This is a genomic window from Enterobacter sp. I4, from assembly GCF_022669095.1.
Lineage (GTDB): Bacteria > Pseudomonadota > Gammaproteobacteria > Enterobacterales > Enterobacteriaceae > Enterobacter > Enterobacter pasteurii.
Genome location: NZ_JALBUO010000002.1, coordinates 704,580 through 724,763, shown reverse-complemented (window position 1 = coordinate 724,763; position 20,184 = coordinate 704,580). Strand labels below are relative to the sequence as shown.

The 20,184-nt window shown below is 57.0% G+C and carries 15 protein-coding genes and 3 tRNA genes; 14 read left to right on the top strand and 4 right to left on the bottom strand.

What is annotated here, in order from left to right; all coding sequences use genetic code 11:
- Positions 1 to 227: 227 nt before the first annotated feature.
- Together epmA and yjeM are read left to right on the top strand one after the other, a co-directional pair.
- Positions 228 to 1,205 carry an elongation factor P--(R)-beta-lysine ligase gene (epmA, locus tag MOQ06_RS15745; RefSeq protein WP_176608906.1) on the top strand — a complete coding sequence of 326 codons (978 nt, stop codon included), beginning with the start codon at positions 228 to 230 and terminating at the stop codon, positions 1,203 to 1,205.
- Between the two features lie 195 nt (positions 1,206 to 1,400).
- Positions 1,401 to 2,903, top strand: a complete 1,503-nt coding sequence (gene yjeM / locus MOQ06_RS15740; protein ID WP_242173899.1) for a glutamate/gamma-aminobutyrate family transporter YjeM — start codon at positions 1,401 to 1,403, stop codon at positions 2,901 to 2,903.
- A 35-nt stretch (positions 2,904 to 2,938) separates the two neighbouring features.
- On the opposite strand, the gene mscM is transcribed toward yjeM, so the two are convergent.
- From mscM to rsgA, 3 genes are all read right to left on the bottom strand, one after another.
- Positions 2,939 to 6,262 (bottom strand): miniconductance mechanosensitive channel MscM, encoded by a 3,324-nt coding sequence (gene mscM, locus MOQ06_RS15735; RefSeq protein ID WP_176608905.1) that lies wholly within the window; start codon positions 6,260 to 6,262, stop codon positions 2,939 to 2,941.
- Between the two features lie 19 nt (positions 6,263 to 6,281).
- Complete coding sequence (gene asd, locus MOQ06_RS15730; RefSeq protein WP_148421846.1) at positions 6,282 to 7,250, bottom strand: archaetidylserine decarboxylase; 969 nt, start codon at positions 7,248 to 7,250, stop codon at positions 6,282 to 6,284.
- A 97-nt stretch (positions 7,251 to 7,347) separates the two neighbouring features.
- On the bottom strand, positions 7,348 to 8,400 hold the full coding sequence (rsgA, locus tag MOQ06_RS15725) for a small ribosomal subunit biogenesis GTPase RsgA (protein WP_242173897.1): 1,053 nt from the start codon (positions 8,398 to 8,400) through the stop codon (positions 7,348 to 7,350).
- Positions 8,401 to 8,507: 107 nt separating this feature from the next.
- On the opposite strand from rsgA, the gene orn reads away from it, so the two are divergent.
- From orn to MOQ06_RS15705, 4 genes are all read left to right on the top strand, one after another.
- Positions 8,508 to 9,053: an oligoribonuclease gene (gene orn / locus MOQ06_RS15720; protein ID WP_013095280.1), complete on the top strand. Its 546-nt coding sequence runs from the start codon at positions 8,508 to 8,510 to the stop codon at positions 9,051 to 9,053.
- 196 nt (positions 9,054 to 9,249) lie between these two features.
- Positions 9,250 to 9,325 (top strand) — tRNA-Gly (locus tag MOQ06_RS15715).
- Positions 9,326 to 9,370: 45 nt separating this feature from the next.
- Positions 9,371 to 9,446, top strand: a tRNA-Gly gene (locus MOQ06_RS15710).
- Positions 9,447 to 9,491: 45 nt separating this feature from the next.
- Positions 9,492 to 9,567 (top strand) — tRNA-Gly (locus tag MOQ06_RS15705).
- A gap of 271 nt (positions 9,568 to 9,838) precedes the next feature.
- On the opposite strand, the gene queG is transcribed toward MOQ06_RS15705, so the two are convergent.
- On the bottom strand, positions 9,839 to 10,978 hold the full coding sequence (gene queG, locus MOQ06_RS15700; RefSeq protein ID WP_148421849.1) for a tRNA epoxyqueuosine(34) reductase QueG: 1,140 nt from the start codon (positions 10,976 to 10,978) through the stop codon (positions 9,839 to 9,841).
- On the opposite strand from queG, the gene nnr reads away from it, so the two are divergent.
- The 8 genes from nnr to hflK all read left to right on the top strand — a co-directional run bounded on the left by nnr (position 10,977) and on the right by hflK (position 20,182).
- A complete protein-coding gene (nnr, locus tag MOQ06_RS15695; protein ID WP_176608902.1) occupies positions 10,977 to 12,500 on the top strand; it encodes a bifunctional ADP-dependent NAD(P)H-hydrate dehydratase/NAD(P)H-hydrate epimerase in 1,524 nt (507 codons plus the stop codon). The two genes, queG and nnr, sit on opposite strands and share 2 nt — an antisense overlap.
- Positions 12,493 to 12,954 carry a tRNA (adenosine(37)-N6)-threonylcarbamoyltransferase complex ATPase subunit type 1 TsaE gene (gene tsaE, locus MOQ06_RS15690; RefSeq protein ID WP_003855970.1) on the top strand — a complete coding sequence of 154 codons (462 nt, stop codon included), beginning with the start codon at positions 12,493 to 12,495 and terminating at the stop codon, positions 12,952 to 12,954. The genes nnr and tsaE overlap by 8 nt, the downstream gene beginning before the upstream one ends.
- A gap of 16 nt (positions 12,955 to 12,970) precedes the next feature.
- Entirely contained in the window at positions 12,971 to 14,317 is a 1,347-nt protein-coding gene (amiB, locus tag MOQ06_RS15685; protein ID WP_242173892.1) for an N-acetylmuramoyl-L-alanine amidase AmiB, read from the top strand.
- 9 nt (positions 14,318 to 14,326) lie between these two features.
- The gene (mutL, locus tag MOQ06_RS15680) at positions 14,327 to 16,171 is read left to right on the top strand and encodes a DNA mismatch repair endonuclease MutL (RefSeq protein ID WP_242173890.1); all 1,845 of its coding nucleotides are present in this window, start codon (positions 14,327 to 14,329) and stop codon (positions 16,169 to 16,171) included.
- Positions 16,164 to 17,114 (top strand): tRNA (adenosine(37)-N6)-dimethylallyltransferase MiaA, encoded by a 951-nt coding sequence (miaA, locus tag MOQ06_RS15675; RefSeq protein WP_148421857.1) that lies wholly within the window; start codon positions 16,164 to 16,166, stop codon positions 17,112 to 17,114. Before mutL ends, miaA begins: the two co-directional genes overlap by 8 nt.
- An 85-nt stretch (positions 17,115 to 17,199) precedes the next feature.
- Positions 17,200 to 17,511, top strand: a complete 312-nt coding sequence (gene hfq / locus MOQ06_RS15670) for an RNA chaperone Hfq (RefSeq protein WP_148421858.1) — start codon at positions 17,200 to 17,202, stop codon at positions 17,509 to 17,511.
- A 74-nt stretch (positions 17,512 to 17,585) separates the two neighbouring features.
- On the top strand, positions 17,586 to 18,866 hold the full coding sequence (gene hflX, locus MOQ06_RS15665) for a ribosome rescue GTPase HflX (protein ID WP_148421859.1): 1,281 nt from the start codon (positions 17,586 to 17,588) through the stop codon (positions 18,864 to 18,866).
- A gap of 56 nt (positions 18,867 to 18,922) precedes the next feature.
- On the top strand, positions 18,923 to 20,182 hold the full coding sequence (gene hflK / locus MOQ06_RS15660; protein ID WP_176608899.1) for an FtsH protease activity modulator HflK: 1,260 nt from the start codon (positions 18,923 to 18,925) through the stop codon (positions 20,180 to 20,182).
- Positions 20,183 to 20,184: the final 2 nt, after the last annotated feature.

Sequence of the window (20,184 nt, the reverse complement as noted above, 5' to 3'; positions counted from 1 at the left end):
TTCCACTGCTCCTTTATGGGTAAAACAGTATAACCGCGTAGATGGAAGGGAAATTTGACGTGTTCGATTTTTTTGCTGTTCTGTGCGGTGATTTATCATCGTGATTAATGAATTTCGTCACAGTATTTTTCTGCGTAATGAAAAGGGACTTTTACTGCGCAAAATTTGTCTCTGCTCCGGCTTGCGAGTAGACTTCGTGCCCTTGTATGAAATCGGAGAAAATACTCATGAGCGAAACGGCCACCTGGCAGCCGAGCGCATCCATTCCAAACCTGTTAAAGCGCGCGGCAATTATGGCGGAGATCCGCCGCTTCTTTGCCGACCGCGGAGTCCTGGAGGTGGAAACGCCGTGCATGAGTCAGGCAACGGTCACGGATATTCATCTGGTCCCGTTTGAAACCCGTTTTGTTGGCCCTGGCCACTCTCAGGGCATGAATCTGTATCTGATGACCAGCCCGGAATACCATATGAAGCGTCTGCTGGCGGCCGGGTGTGGCCCGGTGTATCAGCTGTGCCGTAGCTTCCGTAATGAAGAGATGGGCCGCCACCACAATCCTGAATTTACCATGCTGGAGTGGTATCGCCCGCACTACGACATGTATCGCCTGATGAACGAAGTCGACGATCTGCTGCAGCAGGTGCTGGATTGCGCGGAAGCCGAGACGCTCTCCTATCAGCAGGCCTTCCAGCGCCATCTGGAAATCGATCCGCTCTCGGCCGATAAAACCCAGCTGCGTGAGGCGGCTGCAAAGCTGGATCTGAGCAACGTGGCGGATACCGAAGAGGACCGCGACACGCTGCTGCAGCTGCTGTTCACCTTTGGCGTTGAACCCCAGATTGGCAAAGATCGTCCGACGTTTGTTTATCACTTCCCGGCCAGCCAGGCCTCGCTGGCGCAGATCAGCACCGAAGATCACCGCGTGGCGGAGCGCTTTGAGGTGTATTACAAAGGCATCGAGCTGGCGAACGGTTTCCACGAGCTGACCGACGCGCGTGAACAGCAGCAGCGTTTTGAGCAGGATAACCGCAAGCGCAACGCGCGCGGCCTGCCGCAGCAGCCGATTGATACCAACCTGCTGGAAGCGCTTAAGGCCGGTCTGCCGGACTGCTCCGGCGTGGCGCTGGGCGTGGATCGTCTGGTCATGCTGGCGCTTGGCGCGGAACAGCTGGGCGACGTGATCGCGTTTACGGTCGATCGCGCTTAAAGATTAGCCGGGTGGCGCTGTCGCTTACCCGGCCTGTTTCAAACGGCAATTTCCCTTTCCATCTCCGCAAACAACATTAAAAACTGCCACATTCTCTGTACACGGGTCTTTTTCTTAATTTGACTCGTATAGCCACAGTATTTGTCTGGTCATCTGCTACCATCCGCGCAGTTTACTTCCTTACCGGATGGCTATATGTCCCACTCGCTTAAAAAGATGACCCTTACCGGGCTCATCCTGATGATTTTTACCTCAGTGTTTGGCTTTGCCAACAGCCCGTCGGCTTTCTATCTGATGGGCTACAGCGCGACGCCGTTTTATATCGTTTCTGCCCTGTTCTTCTTTATCCCGTTTGCGCTGATGATGGCGGAGATGGGCTCGGCTTACCGAAAAGAGGAGGGCGGCATTTATTCGTGGATGAACAACAGCGTCGGCCCCCGTTACGCGTTTATCGGTACGTTCATGTGGTTTTCATCCTACGTCGTCTGGATGGTCAGCACGGCGGCTAAGGTCTGGGTGCCGTTCTCCACATTTCTCTTCGGTGCGGATAAAACCCAGGTCTGGTCTCTGGCGGGGCTGAGCTCCACGCAGGTGGTCGGTATTCTGGCGGTGTGCTGGATGGTGGTAGTTACGCTGGTCGCCTCGAAAGGCATCAACAAAATTGCCCGTATCACCGCGGTGGGCGGGATTTCAGTGATGTGTCTGAACCTGGTGCTGCTGCTGGCCAGCATCGCCATCCTGTGCCTGAACGGGGGGCATTTCGCGCAGGAGGTGAATTTCGTTTCATCACCTAATCCGGGCTATCAGTCCGGGCTGGCCATGCTCTCCTTCGTGGTATTTGCCATCTTCGCTTACGGGGGGATTGAAGCCGTAGGCGGGCTGGTCGACAAAACAGAGAACCCGGAAAAGAACTTCGCCAGAGGCATTATCTTTGCCGCCATCGTCATTTCCATTGGCTACTCGCTGGCGATTTTCCTCTGGGGCGTCAGCACCAGCTGGCAGCAGGTGTTGAGCAACAACACCACCAACCTCGGCAACATCACCTACGTGCTGATGAAAAGCCTGGGGATGACGCTGGGTAACGCCATGAACCTGACGCCGGAAGTCTCGGACACCCTGGGGATCTGGTTTGCGCGTATCACCGGCTTGTCGATGTTCCTTGCCTATACCGGCGCGTTCTTTACGCTGATCTACTCCCCGCTGAAGGCGATCGTCCAGGGTACGCCAAAGGCGCTGTGGCCTGATCGTATAACGCAGCTAAATACTGCCGGTATGCCCGCAAACGCCATGTGGATGCAGTGCCTGCTGGTGTGCGTGTTTATTTTGCTGGTGTCGTTTGGCGGGGATACCGCGTCGGCGTTCTACAACAAGCTAACCCTGATGGCGAACGTGTCGATGACGCTTCCGTACCTGTTCCTGACGCTGGCGTTTCCCTTCTTCAAGGCGAAGCAGGGGCTGGAGCGACCGTTTGTGATCTTCAAAACCCGCACGGCAACGCTGCTGGCGACTACCGTTGTGGTGCTTGTCGTGGCGTTTGCCAACATCTTTACCGTTATTCAGCCAGTGGCAGAGGCCGGTGACTGGAGCAGCGCGCTGTGGATGGTCGGCGGTCCGATCTTCTTCTCGCTGCTGGCAATGGGGATTTATGAGAATTACCGCCGTCGCCCGACGGCCTGCGTAGCAGACGTCGCGCAGTAGGCTAAAACCCCCTCCCGACGGGGAGGGGGAAAAGATTACAGACTGCCGGCCGGGCGCGAACGCGCCGCAGACGTTAACGTTCGTCCCGTTTTGCGTCCATCCAGCGTTTCCAGACGCATCTGGAACGGCGGGAACGGCATATCAATACCGTGCTCGCGGAAGCCTGCCAGGATCAGCTGGTGGATCTCATGGCGCAGCGGCATACGGTGCCCCATCTCCGCGGCGTAGATACGCAGCTCGAAAATCTGGATCCCCTGCTGCAAATCCACCAGGAAGACTTCCGGTGGCGGGTTGTCGATCACCAGAGAACAGCGTTCCGCAGCGGTATAGAGGATCTGGGTTACCTCTTCGCTGTTGGCATCCGATGGTGCCGGTACGGTCAGCACCACGCGCGTAACGGAGTCAGACAGCGACCAGTTGATAAACTGCTCGGTGATGAACGCCTTGTTCGGCACGATGATCTCTTTCCGGTCCCAGTCGCTGATGGTGGTGGCGCGGGTGTTGATCTTGGTGACGCTGCCGGTTAAATCGCGAATAGTCACCGTATCGCCAATGCGAATCGGCTTTTCAAACAGAATGATCAGGCCGGAGACGAAGTTGGCAAAGATCTCCTGCAAACCGAAGCCGAGGCCTACGGTCAGGGCGGCGACCAGCCATTGCAGCTTTGACCATTCGATCCCAATCATCGAGAAGCCAACCAGCCCACCAAACAGCATGATTAAGTATTTGGTGATGGTGGTGATCGCATAGCCCGTGCCGGGGGTTAAATCCAGATGTTGCAACAGCGCCAGCTCCAGCAGGGCCGGGAAGTTACGTATCAGCTGCGTGGTGATGATCAGCACCAGAATCGCAATCAACACGGCGCCTAAGGTGATTGGCTCAAGGCTTTCCACTCCCTGCACCGTAGAGGTTACATCCCATAAAGAGATGTTCTCCAGGAAGCCAAACGCGGAGTGGATTTCCGACCACAGGAAGATAACCGACAGCAGGGCGACCAGCATGAGAATGGAGCGCACCAGCCGCAGGGACTGGGTGCTGATGGCATCCAGATCCAGTTCGACTTCATCTGCGTCCGTCGCCCCCTCGGTACTGTTAACGTGGTTCGGCTCTTCTTCGCCGCGCGCGCGCTGGGCCAGGATTTCCGCACGACGGTGTTTGGCACGGTCAAAGGCCAGCCGACGCCGCTGGATCAGCATGCCGCGGCGGATAACGTGGTACACCACCAGCAGCAGGAACCAGATCGCAACCGACGTTTCCAGACGGGCGAGCAGCGCCTGCGCCGTGGCAAGGTAACCGACGGCCGCCGCCAGCATCGCCGCCAGCGGCGCGCCGAGCAGCAGGTTCCACAGCAGACGGTTAAACATGTTATCGCCAGTGCCGGACTTATCGAGATAGAGCGGGATCCCGGCGCGCTTCAGGCTGAGCGTCACCACCGCTAGCGCCCCGCAGATCAGCATGAAGCACAGGCGCCCCAGCGATCCGGAGAACTCCCGGTCATTAAGGTTATCGAACATGATCAGCGCCATAATCAGCGGCACAATCAGCCCGATACTCATCAGGTAGTAGCGCATCGCCCGCGCAACGCGGTTTCGCGGCCAGCCAAAGTGGGCGATAAACAGACCGTTTGGCCGCGCGAACGTGGCGCAAATCATCACGACCCACAGCAGCGGCACGGTGGCGGTCACGCCATCACCAATCGCGACGGCGAGCGGGTAAGGCCAGGCTTCACGCAGGCCGTATCCGAGCGTCATCCATAGCACCGGCAGCGGAGACGCGACAAGAATCGACCAGAACACCGTGCGCAGCGTCAGCCAGAAGTGGTCCTGGGTCACTTTCCCCACCCGGGCGCTGGAGCGCTCAAGGAAACGGGTAAAATGGCGACGGGAATATATGCTGAAGCCCACCAGAATCAATGCCCCCAGCAGCGGGAAGATGGTCTCCTTGCTGGTAATCATCATCACGCTGGCGAGGCCCAGCTGGCTAAAGGTGTCGAGCGAAATGAGGCGGCGCAGATCCTGCACGATTTCAATCGGCCAGGCGAAGGTCATCGGCCGCACGTCAGACGTCCAGAAGAGATAACGGTGCGTCGCCTCGTTCACCTCTTTCAGCGCGTCCTCCAGCTGGCTATTGGAAACTTTCAGCTTTGTCAGCTCCAGGATCAGCGTATCGCCACCCTGTAGCAGAGAGTTCAGCAGCTCACGCTGGGTGCGCAGCTGCGCTTCCAGAATACGGCTCTGCTCGCCGGTGAGCGGCTTTCCGTCGGCCTGACGGATCTGGCGGATTTGCGGCTGCTTGTTGAGAAGATCTTCATAGTGCAGGCGCTGAACGCGCAGCTGCGCCATTTCGGTATCAAGCTGCTGCGGTTTCGGCATCTCCGGCAGGCGAGCAACCTGGGCGCGTAACGCCTCGCCCAGCAGGTTCGACGCGCCAAGCCACTGGGACTGCTCGCGCAGCGTGTTGAGTGCCTGACGAACCTGGAGCGTCTGATTAGTGGCCTGACGCTGCTGCGAGGCGACCAAATCCATACGCTGCGCCTGCTGATTCAGCGCGGCGGAAAGCTCGCGGTTAACCTTAAACTGATCGACAATGCCGGCGGGCAGGTTTGCGCTGTTTTCGGCCAGCAGCTCGGTGCTCTCCAGCGCACGTTCAGCTTCACGCTGACGCTGGCTGTTGAGGTGATTTCTCAGGGCCTGGAGATACGCGTCAAGCTGCTCGCTCTGCTTTTGCGCCAGCTCGGAGCGCATACGCGACAGCTCCTGGCGGTTATTAGCGGAAAGCTGCGCCAGCTCAAGCTCATCGACCAGCGCTTTGAGTCTGGCGGATTCCGCCTGTAGGCCAAGATTTTGCGCCTGGTTTTGCGGCGTGCTGCCTGTCTGCGCTCCGAGACGGCGTTCCACCTCGTTCAGCTGACGGCGGGCATCGGTCTGCTGCTGCGGAAGCTGGCTGAGCGAGTCGGCAATTTCACGCGCCCGCTCCTGCTCCTGCTGCGCCTGGCGGCTTTTTTCCAGAAGCTGGCTGCTGACCTGGAGGATCTCCTGGTTCAGCGCCTCGGAGGTCATGCCTGCCGGGACTTCGCGTGGCTCATCGCGCAGGTTAGTTAACTGCGAACGCAGGGTCTGTGAGAGTTTAGGGAAATTGTCGATAACCTGCTGATACTGCTGCGCGCGCTCGAGGGAGCCTTTCCGCTCCTCAAGCGCGTTCAGTGCAGACTGGAGCGACTCAACGGCCTCCGGCTGAGCGGGTTTCGCCGCCTTTGCCTGCTCCAGCTCCTGGGCTATCTGTTTGGCGTCGGGGGCCGTCGCTGCGTACGCCCCCATGCTGAGGCACCAGGCCATCAGTAATACGATAATCGGGCGCACGTCAGCGATCCTTCTGTTGTTAGCCTTCGTCTTTTTTGTCGTCAACCAGCGGGCTGGCGTCGTGTTCGGCTTTGATCTCTTCTTCAGACAGTGGCGCAGGCTCTGCATCCGGCGTCACGAAGGTTTCGGTAGAGATTGCCAGAGGCTGGCCGAGTTTGGTCACTGACAGGCTCTTAAGCTCATCAACCAGGTTAACTTTGCCCGGTGCGAACAGGTTAATCACCGTTGAGCCCAGCTTGAAGCGGCCCATCTCCTGGCCTTTCAGCAGGGCAACGGAGCCTTCTTCTTCACCGGCAGGCCACGTCCAGCGCTTGATCACGCCTTCGCGCGGCGGGGTGATGGTGCCAGCCCAGACGGTTTCGATGCTGCCTACAATGGTCGCACCCACCAGAATCTGCGCCATTGGGCCAAATTCAGTATCGAACAGGCAGATGACGCGCTCGTTACGGGCAAACAGGTTAGGGACGTTTTGCGCCGTCAGGTGGTTTACGGAGAACAGATCGCCCGGCACGTAGATCATTTCGCGCAGGATACCGTTACACGGCATATGAACGCGGTGGTAGTCGCGCGGGGAGAGATAGGTGGTGGCGAACGTACCGTTGCGGAACAGGTCCGCCATCAGGTAGTTCCCGGCCAGCAGCGCTTCGAGGCTGTAGTTATGGCCTTTCGCCTGCAAAATTTTGTCGTCTTCAATTTTACCAAGCTGGCTGATCACCCCATCCGCAGGCATGACCAGCACGTTAGGGTCGGTATTCAGCGGGCGCACTTCGTCGCGCAGTGGGCGCACGAAAAATTCGTTAAACGTGCGGTAGCTGGCCGTATCCGGCTTCTGCGCTTCCTTCATGTCGACCTTGTAGTATTTCACAAACAGATCGATGACCAGTTTGGTCAGCCAGCCCGCTCGTTTGCTCGCGCCCCAGCCCGCCAGGCGAGTGAGCCACAGTTTCGGCAGAATGTATTGAAGCGAAAGTTTAAATGAGTTTAACAAGGTAGCCTCCAGGCCATTGTTTTGTCGTTCCTGATCCGGCAGCACGCCGCCGGAACCTGAAAAAAGGGGACGATTTTAGCGACGCTTAGCTTAGTTGTCAGTTATCAGAATCAGAAAAGTTTTTACGCGTTTTTACCTGGTCCATGCTTTCGAGAATACGGTGGTAATTTTCGAAACGGGTTTCCGCAATTTCACCGTTCTCTACCGCTTCGCGAATTGCGCAGCCCGGATCGTTGTCATGTTTACAGTCGCGATATTTGCAAGCGCCTAAATAGTCATGGAATTCGACAAATCCGTTGAAGATTTGTTCCGGCTCAAGATGCCAGAGACCAAACTCACGCACGCCCGGAGAGTCAATCACGTCGCCGCCGTGCGGGAAGTGGTAGAGGCGTGAGGCGGTGGTCGTGTGCTGGCCTAGGCCGGAGACGTCCGACACATCGTTAGTGAGGATCTCCTGCTGCAGGCCAAGCAGGTTGTTAAGCAGGCTCGATTTACCTACGCCGGATTGCCCTGCAAAGATGCTGATGCGGTCCGTCAGCGCATCTTCCAGCGGCTTCAGGCCATCTTTGGTGCGGCTGGAAACCATCAGTACGCGATAACCGATATGGCGGTAGATATCCATCTGCTCATTCACAAAGGCCATGGCCTCGTCATCCAGCAGATCGATTTTATTCAGGACGATAAGCGGCTCAACCTGCAAGGTTTCGCAGGCCACCAGGTAACGGTCGATAATATTGAACGAAAGCTCGGGCAAAATCGCCGAAACGATCACAATCTGGTTGATATTGGCGGCAATAGGCTTCACGCCGTCATAGAAATCGGGGCGGGTAAGGACCGACGTGCGTTCATGTACGGCCTCAACAATGCCTTTAACCGTTACCCCTTCCGCTGCCGCTTTGCCTGGACGCCAGACCACGCGGTCACCGGTAACCAGTGAACGGATGGTGCGACGGATATTGCAGCGGTGGATGTTCCCGTCGGCGGATTCGACATCGGCGTGCATACCGAAGCGGCTAATCACAACGCCTTCTGTCGCTTCGCCAAACAGGTTGTCGTCGTAATCGGGCTTCTCCGTAGTGGTTTTAAGACGGCGCTGGTGATTGGCGTTCACGCGGCGCTGCTGCCCTTTGGAGAGTTTATTTTTACTCAATCGCGCTGGCTCCTGGTCGCCCGTAGCGGGCAAAACCTCTATGATACACTCTAATTAATACTAGTTAACCTGCTACTGCCGGTTATGCGAGAAGGGTGGAAAATAACATGAGCGCGGACGAAAATAACCTGATTTGGATCGATCTGGAGATGACCGGGCTGGATCCCGAGCGCGATCGCATTATTGAGATCGCCACGCTGGTCACCGATGCTAACCTCAATATTCTGGCGGAAGGCCCAACGATTGCGGTGCATCAGTCTGATGACCAGCTTGCGCTGATGGATGAGTGGAACGTGCGTACCCATACCGGCAGCGGGCTGGTGGAGCGCGTGAAGGCCAGCACCATGGGCGACCGCGAAGCGGAGCTGGCGACGCTTGAATTTCTTAAGCAGTGGGTGCCCGCAGGAAAATCGCCTATCTGCGGCAACAGCATTGGCCAGGATCGTCGTTTCCTGTTTAAGTACATGCCGGAGCTGGAGTCCTACTTCCACTACCGCTATCTGGACGTGAGCACCCTGAAAGAGCTGGCCCGCCGCTGGAAACCGGAAATTCTCGACGGCTTCAAAAAGCAGGGGACGCACCAGGCAATGGACGACATCCGCGAGTCTGTGGCGGAGCTGGCGTACTACCGCGAAAACTTTATTAAGCTGTGATTTTGCGATCCGGCGCCTTGCGCGGCCGGGTTTTTGTCGTTAAATTGTTCAGCTTGCCGATTAAATAAGCACTTGAACTTAATTTCGAAAAAATCGCTTTGAGGGGGGTTGCAGCTAAACGGATTTCTCGTATAATGCGCCTCCCGTAACGACAGAGAATTACACGTTACGACAGCAACAAAAGCAGTACAGATTTGCGGGAATAGCTCAGTTGGTAGAGCACGACCTTGCCAAGGTCGGGGTCGCGAGTTCGAGTCTCGTTTCCCGCTCCAAAATTTGAAAAGTATCGCAAGATACGCCAGCACCAGAACACCCAAGCGGGAATAGCTCAGTTGGTAGAGCACGACCTTGCCAAGGTCGGGGTCGCGAGTTCGAGTCTCGTTTCCCGCTCCAAAATTTGAAAGTATCGCAAGATACGCACAGCTTCAGAACACCCAAGCGGGAATAGCTCAGTTGGTAGAGCACGACCTTGCCAAGGTCGGGGTCGCGAGTTCGAGTCTCGTTTCCCGCTCCAAATTTTTACTTCTTATCAAAATCATCCACAGCGAGTTTCGTCGTTGGGGACATCTTTCGTTGTATCTGAAATACTCTTGTAAACAGAGTTATCCACAGAAAAGTCGCTTAACCAGAACCGTTCAAAAAGTTAGCAGGGTGAATGAAATTCTCCTAACCGCATGAATTATATTAATAAAATTTCATGTCAAAATGTTATTGAGATCACTTGACCTGTTTGCTAAGCCTGATGGCGCCTGCGTTCTTATTTTTATTCACAGGCTGTGAATATATCACGCATCCCGCGGAAGCCCTTTTTCAATGACCCTGACCAGACGCTGTTTTTTCGGTAACTGCACCTCGACCACGCAGGCATTTCGCTTCTCGATTTGCTGCGCAATCGCCCATTCTATGTGTTCATCGAGAAGTGGGTGCTCACCTCTTCGGCTTTCGAGCGCCTGAATATTCGCTTCATCCCACGGGGCATTGCCCAGCGCGACGGCCACATTTCGCAGCCAGCGCAGATGGCCGATACGACGAATGGCGGAACCTTCCGTCACTTTCAGGAACCAGGCTTCGGTCCAGGCAAACAGCTCGATTAACGGCGGAGCATGTAACGCCTTGCGCGGGCTAAAATCTTCTTCGTCCGTCAGCTGTGAATAGCGGTTCCACGGACAGATCAGCTGGCAGTCATCACAGCCGTAGATGCGGTTGCCGATAAGCGGGCGGAATTCCTCCGGAATAGCCCCTTCCAGTTCGATCGTGAGGTAGGAGATACAGCGACGCGCATCAACGGTATACGGCTCAACGATAGCGCCCGTTGGGCAGATGGTCATACAGGCCACGCAGCGCCCACAGCCTTCTTCCACCGGGCCGTCTACCGGCAGCGGTAAATCAATCAGCAGCTCGCCCAGGAAAAAGAACGAGCCCGCGTCGCGGCTTAAGATAAGTGAGTGCTTACCTGTCCAGCCAAGCCCGGCTTTTTCAGCAATTGGACGTTCCAGAATAGGCGCAGAATCAACAAAGGGTCTAAAATTCAGCGAAACACAGTGCTGCTGAATGGTTTCCCCGAGCTTTTTTAGGCGGTTGCGCAGAAGCTTATGGTAATCACGCCCCAGAGCGTAACGGCTGACGTAGCCCAGAGAGGGATTTTTTAGCGTACGCGCAAAGGCCGCACTGGCGGGAAGATAGTTCATGCGTACGCTAATGACGCGTAACGTACCCGGCAAAAGCTCGTGAGGGCGGGCACGCATCATGCCGTGACGCGCCATCCACTCCATTTCGCCGTGATATTGTTTATCCAGCCATGCCTGTAGCTTAGGCTCGCTGGCAGAGAGATCGGTGTCGGTGATACCGACCTTCTGGAAGCCCAGTTCAGCACCCCACTGTTTTATTTTTTGCGCTAATTCATTGAGATCGAGGGGCTGTGACATGACGGACCATACTGTGAAGAAAAACCCCGCAAGTATACCACATTCCATCTGGCATGCGGATGACCTCCGACGCGCCGAAAAAGAGGCCGCAGACAGCCTGGGCATCACCCTTTATGAACTGATGCAGCGCGCGGGCGAGGCGGCGTTCAACGTTGCGCGCATGGCCTACCCGGATGCTTCGCATTACCTGATATTGTGCGGGCACGGCAATAACGGTGGCGACGGCTATGTCGTGGCTCGTCTGGCGGTGGCGGCGGGGCTGCGCGTCACCCTGCTGGCGCTGGAGAGTGATAAACCGCTGCCGGAAGAAGCCGGTACGGCGAGAGAAGCCTGGCTGAACGCCGGGGGCGTTATTCACGCGCCTGATATCGCCTGGCCCGATGACGTGGACGTGATTGTTGACGGGCTGCTGGGAACGGGACTGATGCGCGCCCCTCGCGATAACGTCGCCGCCCTGATTGCGCGCGCCAACGCGCATCCCGCTCCGGCGATTGCGCTGGATATTCCCTCCGGCCTGATGGCGCAAACCGGCGCGACGCCGGGAGCGGCGATCGAGGCCGCGCATACCGTGACCTTTATCGCCCTGAAGCCGGGCCTGCTTACCGGCAAGGCGCGGGACGTGGTGGGTATCCTGCACCACAACGCGCTGGGGCTGGAAAACTGGCTGGCGGGGCAGGAAACCCAGCTTTCCCGCTTTGATGCCTCTCAGCTTGCACGGTGGCTGCCGCCGCGCCGGCCCACGTCCCATAAGGGCGACCATGGCCGGCTGGTGATAATTGGTGGCGATAGCGGTACCGCAGGCGCGATTCGCATGGCCGGAGAAGCGGCCCTGCGCAGCGGTGCCGGTTTAGTGCGCGTGCTCACCCGCAGCGAAAACATTGCGCCGATCGTTACCGCGCGTCCGGAACTGATGGTCCACGAGCTTACCCCGCAGTCGCTGGAGGAGAGCCTCGAATGGGCGGATGTGGTGGTAATTGGCCCCGGGCTCGGGCAACAAAGCTGGGGTAAACAGGCCCTGCAAAAAGTCGAGAACTTTCGTAAACCGATGCTGTGGGACGCCGACGCGCTTAACCTTCTGGCAATAAATCCGGATAAGCGTCACAATCGCATTCTGACGCCACACCCCGGCGAAGCCGCGCGGCTGCTTAACTGTAGCGTGGCAGAAATTGAAAGCGATCGCTTACTTTCTGCCCAACGTCTGGTAAAACGTTACGGAGGTGTTGCCGTTTTGAAAGGGGCGGGAACCGTCATCGCCAGCGATGACGCCGTGGGCATTATTGATGCCGGTAATGCAGGCATGGCGAGCGGCGGCATGGGCGATGTGCTCTCCGGCATCATTGGCGCATTGCTCGGACAGAAACTTCCCCTTTATGATGCAGCCTGTGCTGGCTGCGTGGCCCACGGTGCGGCGGCTGACGGGCTGGCTGCCCGTTATGGCACGCGCGGTATGCTGGCCACCGATCTTTTTTGCACGCTGCGGCGTGTTGTTAACCCGGATGTGATTGACGTAGAAAATGACTAATCGAGCGATTCCTTTACCTGATGAACAAGCCACTTTAGATCTCGGCAAGCGCGTGGCGCAGGCCTGTCAGGGGGCGACCGTCATTTATCTGTATGGCGATTTAGGCGCGGGTAAAACAACCTTCAGCCGCGGTTTTTTGCAGGCGTTAGGCCATAACGGGAACGTAAAAAGCCCGACCTACACGCTGGTAGAACCGTACACGCTTGAAAATATCATGGTGTACCACTTTGATTTATATCGTCTTGCGGATCCGGAGGAGCTGGAATTTATGGGGATCCGCGATTACTTTGCCAACGACGCCATCTGCCTGGTGGAGTGGCCGCAACAAGGTGCGGGTGTGCTGCCTGACCCGGATGTCGAAATTCACTTAGATTACCAGGCACAAGGGCGTGAGGCGCGCATCAGTGCGGTTTCCTCATCAGGCTGTTCCTTACTGGCGCGTTTAGCCGGTTGAGCGTAGGGATAACGGGATGATTAATCGCGTTAAAAGTTGGGTGTTGGCTGCCACGGTACTGCTGTGCGCGCAGGCCGGGGCGGCAAGCCTCTCGGATATTCAGGTGTCGAATGGCGATAGCCAGGCCCGCATTACGTTCAGCTTTATGGGCGATCCTGAATATGCTTTTTCACAAATCGACAGCCGCAGCGTGGCGCTCGATATTAAACAGTCCGGGGTGATCCAGGGGCTGCCGCTACAGTTCAGCGGTAATAATCTGGTGAAAAGCATCCGTTCGGGTACTCCGAAGGATGCCCAGTCTCTGCGCCTGGTGGTTGACCTCACCGAAAAAGGCAAAACGAAGGCGGTTAAGCAGCAAAACGGCGCGAATTATACGGTGGTCTTCACCATCAATGCCGACGTGCCGCCACCGCCACCGCCACCGCCTGCACCCGTTGTGGCAAAGCGCGTAGAGGCACCGGTGTATACCTCACGACCGTCTGAGCCTGCCCGTAATCCGTTTAAATCACAAAATGACCGTCTTACCGCCGTGACCAGCAGCAACACGGTGACGCGTCCGGCGGCCAGCGCGCGACGTACGCCAGCTAGCGGCGATAAGGTGATTATCGCCATTGACGCCGGACACGGCGGGCAAGATCCCGGCGCGATTGGCCCGGGCGGCACGCGTGAGAAAAATGTCACCATTGCCATTGCCCGCAAGCTGCGGGCGCTTCTGAATGACGATCCGATGTTTAAAGGCGTGTTAACCCGCGACGGGGACTACTTTATCTCCGTGATGGGACGCTCGGACGTGGCGCGCAAACAGAACGCTAACTTCCTGGTCTCGATTCATGCGGACGCTGCGCCGAACCGTAGCGCCACCGGTGCGTCCGTGTGGGTGCTGTCCAACCGTCGCGCCAACAGCGAAATGGCCAACTGGCTTGAAGAGCATGAGAAGCAGTCGGAACTGTTAGGCGGGGCAGGCGATGTGCTGGCAAACAGCCAGGCCGATCCGTATCTCAGCCAGGCAGTGCTGGATTTACAGTTCGGTCATTCTCAGCGCGTCGGGTATGATGTCGCCACTAACGTACTCAATCAGCTGCAAAGCGTTGGATCGCTGCACAAGCGTCGTCCGGAGCATGCGAGCCTCGGCGTGCTGCGCTCGCCGGATATTCCGTCGATTCTGGTAGAGACCGGCTTTATCAGCAATCACGGTGAAGAGCGTCTACTGGGAAGCGACAGCTATCAGCAGCAAATTGCCGAAGCGATTTATAACGGCCTGCGTAAATACTTTGAGGCGCATCCGCTTCAGTCTGCACCACAGGGCGGTGCAGCCCAGACGGCCAGTGCAGCGCTGCCGGGTGAGATGACCGCGACTAATTAAGGAGAATTCATGCCGATTCAGGTTCTACCGCCGCAGCTCGCGAACCAAATCGCCGCCGGTGAGGTGGTGGAACGCCCTGCGTCGGTAGTGAAAGAGCTGGTGGAAAACAGCCTCGATGCGGGGGCAACCCGCATTGATATCGATATTGAACGCGGGGGCGCAAAGCTCATCCGCATTCGCGACAACGGCTGCGGCATTAAAAAAGACGAGCTGGCGCTGGCGCTGGCGCGTCATGCCACCAGCAAAATTGCCTCGCTGGACGATCTGGAAGCGATTATCAGCCTGGGGTTTCGCGGCGAAGCGCTGGCCAGTATCAGCTCCGTTTCCCGCCTGACCCTTACTTCCCGCACGGCGGAACAGCAGGAAGCCTGGCAGGCCTACGCCGAAGGGCGCGATATGGACGTCACGGTCAAGCCTGCGGCGCATCCGGTAGGCACCACGCTGGAGGTGCTGGATCTCTTCTACAACACGCCCGCTCGCCGCAAGTTTATGCGAACCGAAAAGACTGAATTCGGACATATCGACGAGATCATCCGCCGCATCGCGCTGGCGCGTTTTGACGTCACCATTAACCTCAGCCATAACGGCAAGGTGATGCGCCAGTATCGCGCGGTGGCGGAAGGCGGGCAAAAGGAGCGTCGGCTGGGGGCCATCTGCGGCACGCCGTTTCTGGAAAAAGCGCTGGCTATTGAGTGGCAGCATGGCGATCTGGCCCTGCGCGGCTGGGTTGCCGATCCGAACGCGAGCAGCGCCGCATTTGCTGAGATCCAGTATTGCTACGTTAACGGCCGCATGATGCGTGACCGCCTGATAAACCACGCTATTCGGCAGGCCTGCGAGGATAAGCTCGGCGCCGATCAGCAGCCCGCCTTTGTGCTCTATCTGGAAATTGACCCGCATCAGGTTGACGTTAACGTGCATCCAGCCAAGCATGAGGTGCGTTTCCACCAGTCGCGTCTGGTGCATGATTTTATCTATCAGGGCGTGGCCGCTGTATTGCAGCAGCAGGCCACGCAAGAGCTGCCGCTGGCAAAGGAACAACCCGAGCCGCGTCCGCTTCCGGAAAACCGCGTGGCGGCCGGACGGAATCACTTTGCCGAACCGGCGGCGGTGCGCGAGCCGTCTGCGCCGCGCTTAGCCCCGACGGGCAACGCTCCACGACCGACCGGGGCGAACTATCCCAACGCCCAGCCGGGCTATCAAAAGCAGCAGGGAGCGCTGTACCGCAAACTGCTGGATACGCCGTCGGTAGAGCATAAAGAGCACATCACGGTTTCAACACCCTCTCTGGATGGGCATAGCCAGAGCTTTGGCCGGGTGCTGACCATCGTCGCGCCTGACGTGGCCCTGCTTGAACGCGAGGGTAAGCTGATGTTGCTGGCCCTTACCGTAGCGGAGCGCTGGCTCAAGCAGGCGCAGCTAACGCCCGGCGTGAATGCTGCCTGCGCGCAGCCGCTGCTGATCCCCGTTCGCCTGAAAATATCCCCGGAAGAAACAAGGGTTTTGCAGCAGGTACAGGCGCAGCTGGCCGAAATGGGCATCGAAATCGTACTGGACGCGCAGCATGTGACAATTCGCGCAGTGCCTTTACCCTTACGCCAACAAAATTTACAAAACTTGATTCCTGAACTGATAGGCTACCTGGCGCAGCAAACGACGTTTGATGCCGCCGATACCGCGCAGTGGATCGCCCGCCGTCTGGCCAGCGAACATTCGCCGTGGAGTATGGCGCAGGCGATTACCGTGCTGGCGGAGGTGGAACGTCTCTGCCCGCAGCTGGTGAAAGCGCCGCCAGGGGGTTTGTTACAACCTGTTGATTTACAAAAGGCGATGACCGCCCTGAAACATGAATGACGTAAGTAAGGCGAGCCTGCCAAAGGCAATTTTTTTAATGGGCCCAACGGCCTCCGGCAAAACGGCGTTAGCCATTGAGCTACGTAAAGTTTTGCCAGTAGAGTTGATTAGCGTCGATTCTGCCCTCATTTACCGAGGGATGGACATCGGCACGGCGAAGCCCGGCGCAGAGGAACTGCGTGCGGCACCGCACCGTTTGCTGGATATTCTCGACCCGGCGCAGGCTTATTCCGCGGCAGATTTTCGCCGCGATGCGTTAGCCGAGATGGCCGAGATTACCGCCGCGGGACGTATACCGCTGTTGGTTGGCGGAACCATGCTCTACTTTAAGGCGCTGCTGGAGGGGTTATCGCCTCTGCCATCGGCAGATCCTGAAGTGAGGGCAAAGATTGAGCAGCAGGCGGCAGAGCAGGGTTGGGACGTTTTGCACAAGCAACTGGAAGAGATTGACCCGGTTGCCGCAGCGCGGATCCATCCAAACGATCCGCAAAGGCTTTCCCGGGCACTGGAAGTTTTTTTCATTTCGGGTAAAACTTTAACGGAACTGACGCAAACGTCAGGAGACGCTCTGCCGTATCAGGTGCATCAGTTCGCCATCGCCCCGGCGAGCCGTGAACTGCTCCATCAACGAATTGAGCAGCGTTTTCATCAGATGTTGGCTTCAGATTTTGAAGCAGAAGTGCGGGCGCTTTTTGCCCGTGGAGATTTGCATACGGACATGCCTTCCGTTCGTTGTGTGGGATACCGCCAGATGTGGTCGTATCTTGAAGGCGAGATTTCATACGATGAAATGGTTTATAGAGGTGTTTGCGCCACGAGACAGTTAGCGAAGCGCCAGATCACCTGGTTGCGCGGTTGGGAGGGAGTTCACTGGTTAGACAGCGAAAAACCGCAACAGGCGTTAAACGAAGTGATTGAGGTTATTGGTGATATCGCTCACTGAATGTGTACAATTGAGGCGTATCGTGCGCAATTTTTCAGAATCGCAAGGTTCTAAGTACAAAACAAGCATATAAGGAAAAGATAGAATGGCTAAGGGGCAATCTTTACAAGATCCGTTCCTGAACGCATTGCGTCGGGAACGTGTTCCAGTTTCTATTTATTTGGTGAATGGTATTAAGCTGCAAGGTCAGATTGAGTCTTTCGATCAGTTCGTGATCCTGTTGAAAAACACGGTCAGTCAGATGGTCTATAAGCACGCTATTTCTACTGTTGTTCCGTCCCGTCCGGTATCTCATCACAGCAATAACGCTGGCGGCGGCACTGGTAGTAACTACCATCATGGCAGCAACGCGCAGGGTTCTTCTTCTCCTGCGCAGGACAGCGACGAGACCGAATAAGGTTTCGTACTGTTATCCACACGGGGAGCCAGGGATCCTGCGTTCCCCGCTGATCTTTTTAGAGAGGTTTACGCTTGTTTGACCGTTATGACGCCGGTGAGCAGGCGGTGCTGGTACACATCTATTTTTCGCAAGACAAAGATATGGAAGACCTCCAGGAGTTTGAATCTCTGGTCTCTTCCGCCGGTGTCGAAGCAATGCAGGTGATTACCGGTAGCCGTAAAGCGCCGCACCCGAAGTATTTTGTTGGTGAAGGTAAAGCAGTAGAAATTGCGGATGCCGTAAAAGCAACCGGCGCATCCGTTGTGCTGTTTGATCATGCGCTGTCTCCGGCTCAGGAACGTAACCTGGAAGCTCTCTGCGAATGCCGTGTTATCGATCGCACGGGATTGATCTTAGATATTTTTGCTCAGCGTGCGCGTACCCACGAGGGTAAACTGCAGGTTGAGCTGGCGCAGCTGCGCCATCTGGCGACGCGTCTGGTGCGTGGCTGGACACACCTTGAAAGACAAAAAGGCGGGATTGGTTTGCGCGGCCCGGGTGAAACCCAGCTCGAAACCGACCGCCGTTTGCTGCGTGGCCGTATTACCCAGATCCTTTCACGTCTGGAACGTGTAGAGAAACAGCGCGAGCAGGGGCGTCGTGCGCGAACCAAAGCGGACATCCCGACGGTGTCGCTGGTGGGCTATACCAACGCCGGTAAATCTACCCTGTTTAACCAGATAACCGAGGCCCGGGTTTATGCCGCAGACCAGCTGTTTGCGACCCTGGACCCCACGCTGCGCCGGATTGACGTAGCTGACGTCGGTGAAACGGTGCTGGCGGATACCGTAGGGTTTATCCGCCATCTGCCGCACGATCTCGTCGCGGCGTTTAAAGCGACGTTGCAGGAGACGCGTCAGGCAACCCTGCTGCTGCACGTGATTGATGCAGCAGACGTACGCGTGCAGGAAAACATCGACGCGGTGAATGTGGTGCTCGAAGAGATCGACGCCCACGACATTCCCACGCTGTTGGTAATGAACAAGATCGATATGCTGGACGATTTCGAACCGCGTATCGACCGAGATGAAGAGAACAAACCAATTCGGGTCTGGCTGTCTGCGCAGTCCGGGATTGGTGTGCCACTGCTTTTCCAGGCTTTGACAGAACGTCTTTCCGGTGAGGTAGCTCAGCACACGCTGCGACTGCCGCCACAGGAAGGCAGGCTGCGCAGCCGGTTTTATCAGCTTCAGGCGATAGAAAAAGAGTGGATGGAGGATGACGGCAGCGTGGGGATGCAGGTGCGTATGCCGATCGTTGACTGGCGTCGCCTCTGTAAACAAGAACCTGCGCTGGCGGACTATATCGTCTGATCAGAAAGGGGAAGCCTGAATAATTCGCCCTTGCATAACAAATATGGAGCATATACATGGCGTGGAATCAGCCCGGTAATAACGGACAAGACCGCGACCCGTGGGGAAGCAGCAATAATCAAGGCGGCAACTCTGGGGGAAATGGCAACAAAGGTGGTCGCGAGCAGGGGCCACCGGATCTGGATGATATCTTCCGCAAGCTAAGCAAAAAGCTTGGTGGCCTCGGCGGAGGAAAAGGTTCTGGCTCGGGTGGCAATTCCACTCAGAGTTCGCGCCCGCCTATGGGTGGCCGCGTAGTCGGCATTGTGGCCGCTGCGGTGGTAATCATCTGGGCAGCCAGCGGGTTCTACACCATTAAAGAAGCAGAGCGCGGCGTGGTAACCCGTTTTGGTAAGTTCAGCCATCTGGTTGAGCCGGGCCTGAACTGGAAGCCGACCTTCATTGACAACGTGACCGCGGTGAACGTGGAGTCCGTTCGCGAACTGGCGGCCTCCGGCGTGATGCTGACGTCTGACGAAAACGTGGTGCGCGTTGAGATGAACGTGCAGTACCGCGTGACGGATCCTGAGCGTTATCTGTTTAGCGTGACCAGTGCGGATGACAGCCTGCGTCAGGCGACCGACAGTGCCCTGCGTGGCGTGATCGGTAAATACACCATGGACCGTATCCTGACCGAAGGTCGTACCGTTATTCGTAGCGATACCCAGCGCGAGCTGGAAGAGACCATCCGTCCGTACAACATGGGTATCACCCTGCTGGACGTCAACTTCCAGGCTGCTCGTCCGCCGGAAGAGGTGAAGGCCGCGTTTGACGATGCGATTGCTGCGCGTGAAAACGAACAGCAGTACATCCGTGAAGCGGAAGCGTACACCAACGAAGTTCAGCCGCGTGCTAACGGTCAGGCGCAGCGTATTCTGGAAGAGGCGCGTGCGTATAAGACCCAGACCATCCTGGAAGCGCAGGGTGAAGTGGCTCGCTTCGCGCGTATCCTGCCGGAATATAAAGCGGCTCCGGAAATCACTCGCGAGCGTCTCTATATCGAGACCATGGAAAAAGTGCTGAGCCATACCCGCAAAGTGCTGGTTAACGACAGCAAGGGCGGAAACCTGATGGTTCTGCCGCTGGATCAGATGCTGAAAGGCGGTTCTGCGCCAGCCGCGAAAGATAACAGCGGTGCGAACAACCTGCTGCGTCTGCCGCCAGCCTCGTCTGGCAGCGCCAGCGCGAACACAACGCCTTCTTCGAACGATGGTGACATTATGGACCAACGCCGTGCTAACGCGCAGCGTAACGACTACCAGCGTCAGGGGGAATAAGG

What these genes read in the sequence shown, in the direction of transcription:
- epmA (WP_176608906.1), top strand. Translation starts at nt 228, where the DNA reads ATGAGCGAAACGGCCACCTGGCAGCCGAGCGCATCCATTCCAAACCTG.
- yjeM (WP_242173899.1), top strand. Translation starts at nt 1,401, where the DNA reads ATGTCCCACTCGCTTAAAAAGATGACCCTTACCGGGCTCATCCTGATG.
- orn (WP_013095280.1), top strand. Translation starts at nt 8,508, where the DNA reads ATGAGCGCGGACGAAAATAACCTGATTTGGATCGATCTGGAGATGACC.
- nnr (WP_176608902.1), top strand. Translation starts at nt 10,977, where the DNA reads ATGACGGACCATACTGTGAAGAAAAACCCCGCAAGTATACCACATTCC.
- queG (WP_148421849.1), bottom strand. Translation starts at nt 10,978, where the DNA reads ATGTCACAGCCCCTCGATCTCAATGAATTAGCGCAAAAAATAAAACAG.
- tsaE (WP_003855970.1), top strand. Translation starts at nt 12,493, where the DNA reads ATGACTAATCGAGCGATTCCTTTACCTGATGAACAAGCCACTTTAGAT.
- amiB (WP_242173892.1), top strand. Translation starts at nt 12,971, where the DNA reads ATGATTAATCGCGTTAAAAGTTGGGTGTTGGCTGCCACGGTACTGCTG.
- mutL (WP_242173890.1), top strand. Translation starts at nt 14,327, where the DNA reads ATGCCGATTCAGGTTCTACCGCCGCAGCTCGCGAACCAAATCGCCGCC.
- miaA (WP_148421857.1), top strand. Translation starts at nt 16,164, where the DNA reads ATGAATGACGTAAGTAAGGCGAGCCTGCCAAAGGCAATTTTTTTAATG.
- hfq (WP_148421858.1), top strand. Translation starts at nt 17,200, where the DNA reads ATGGCTAAGGGGCAATCTTTACAAGATCCGTTCCTGAACGCATTGCGT.
- hflK (WP_176608899.1), top strand. Translation starts at nt 18,923, where the DNA reads ATGGCGTGGAATCAGCCCGGTAATAACGGACAAGACCGCGACCCGTGG.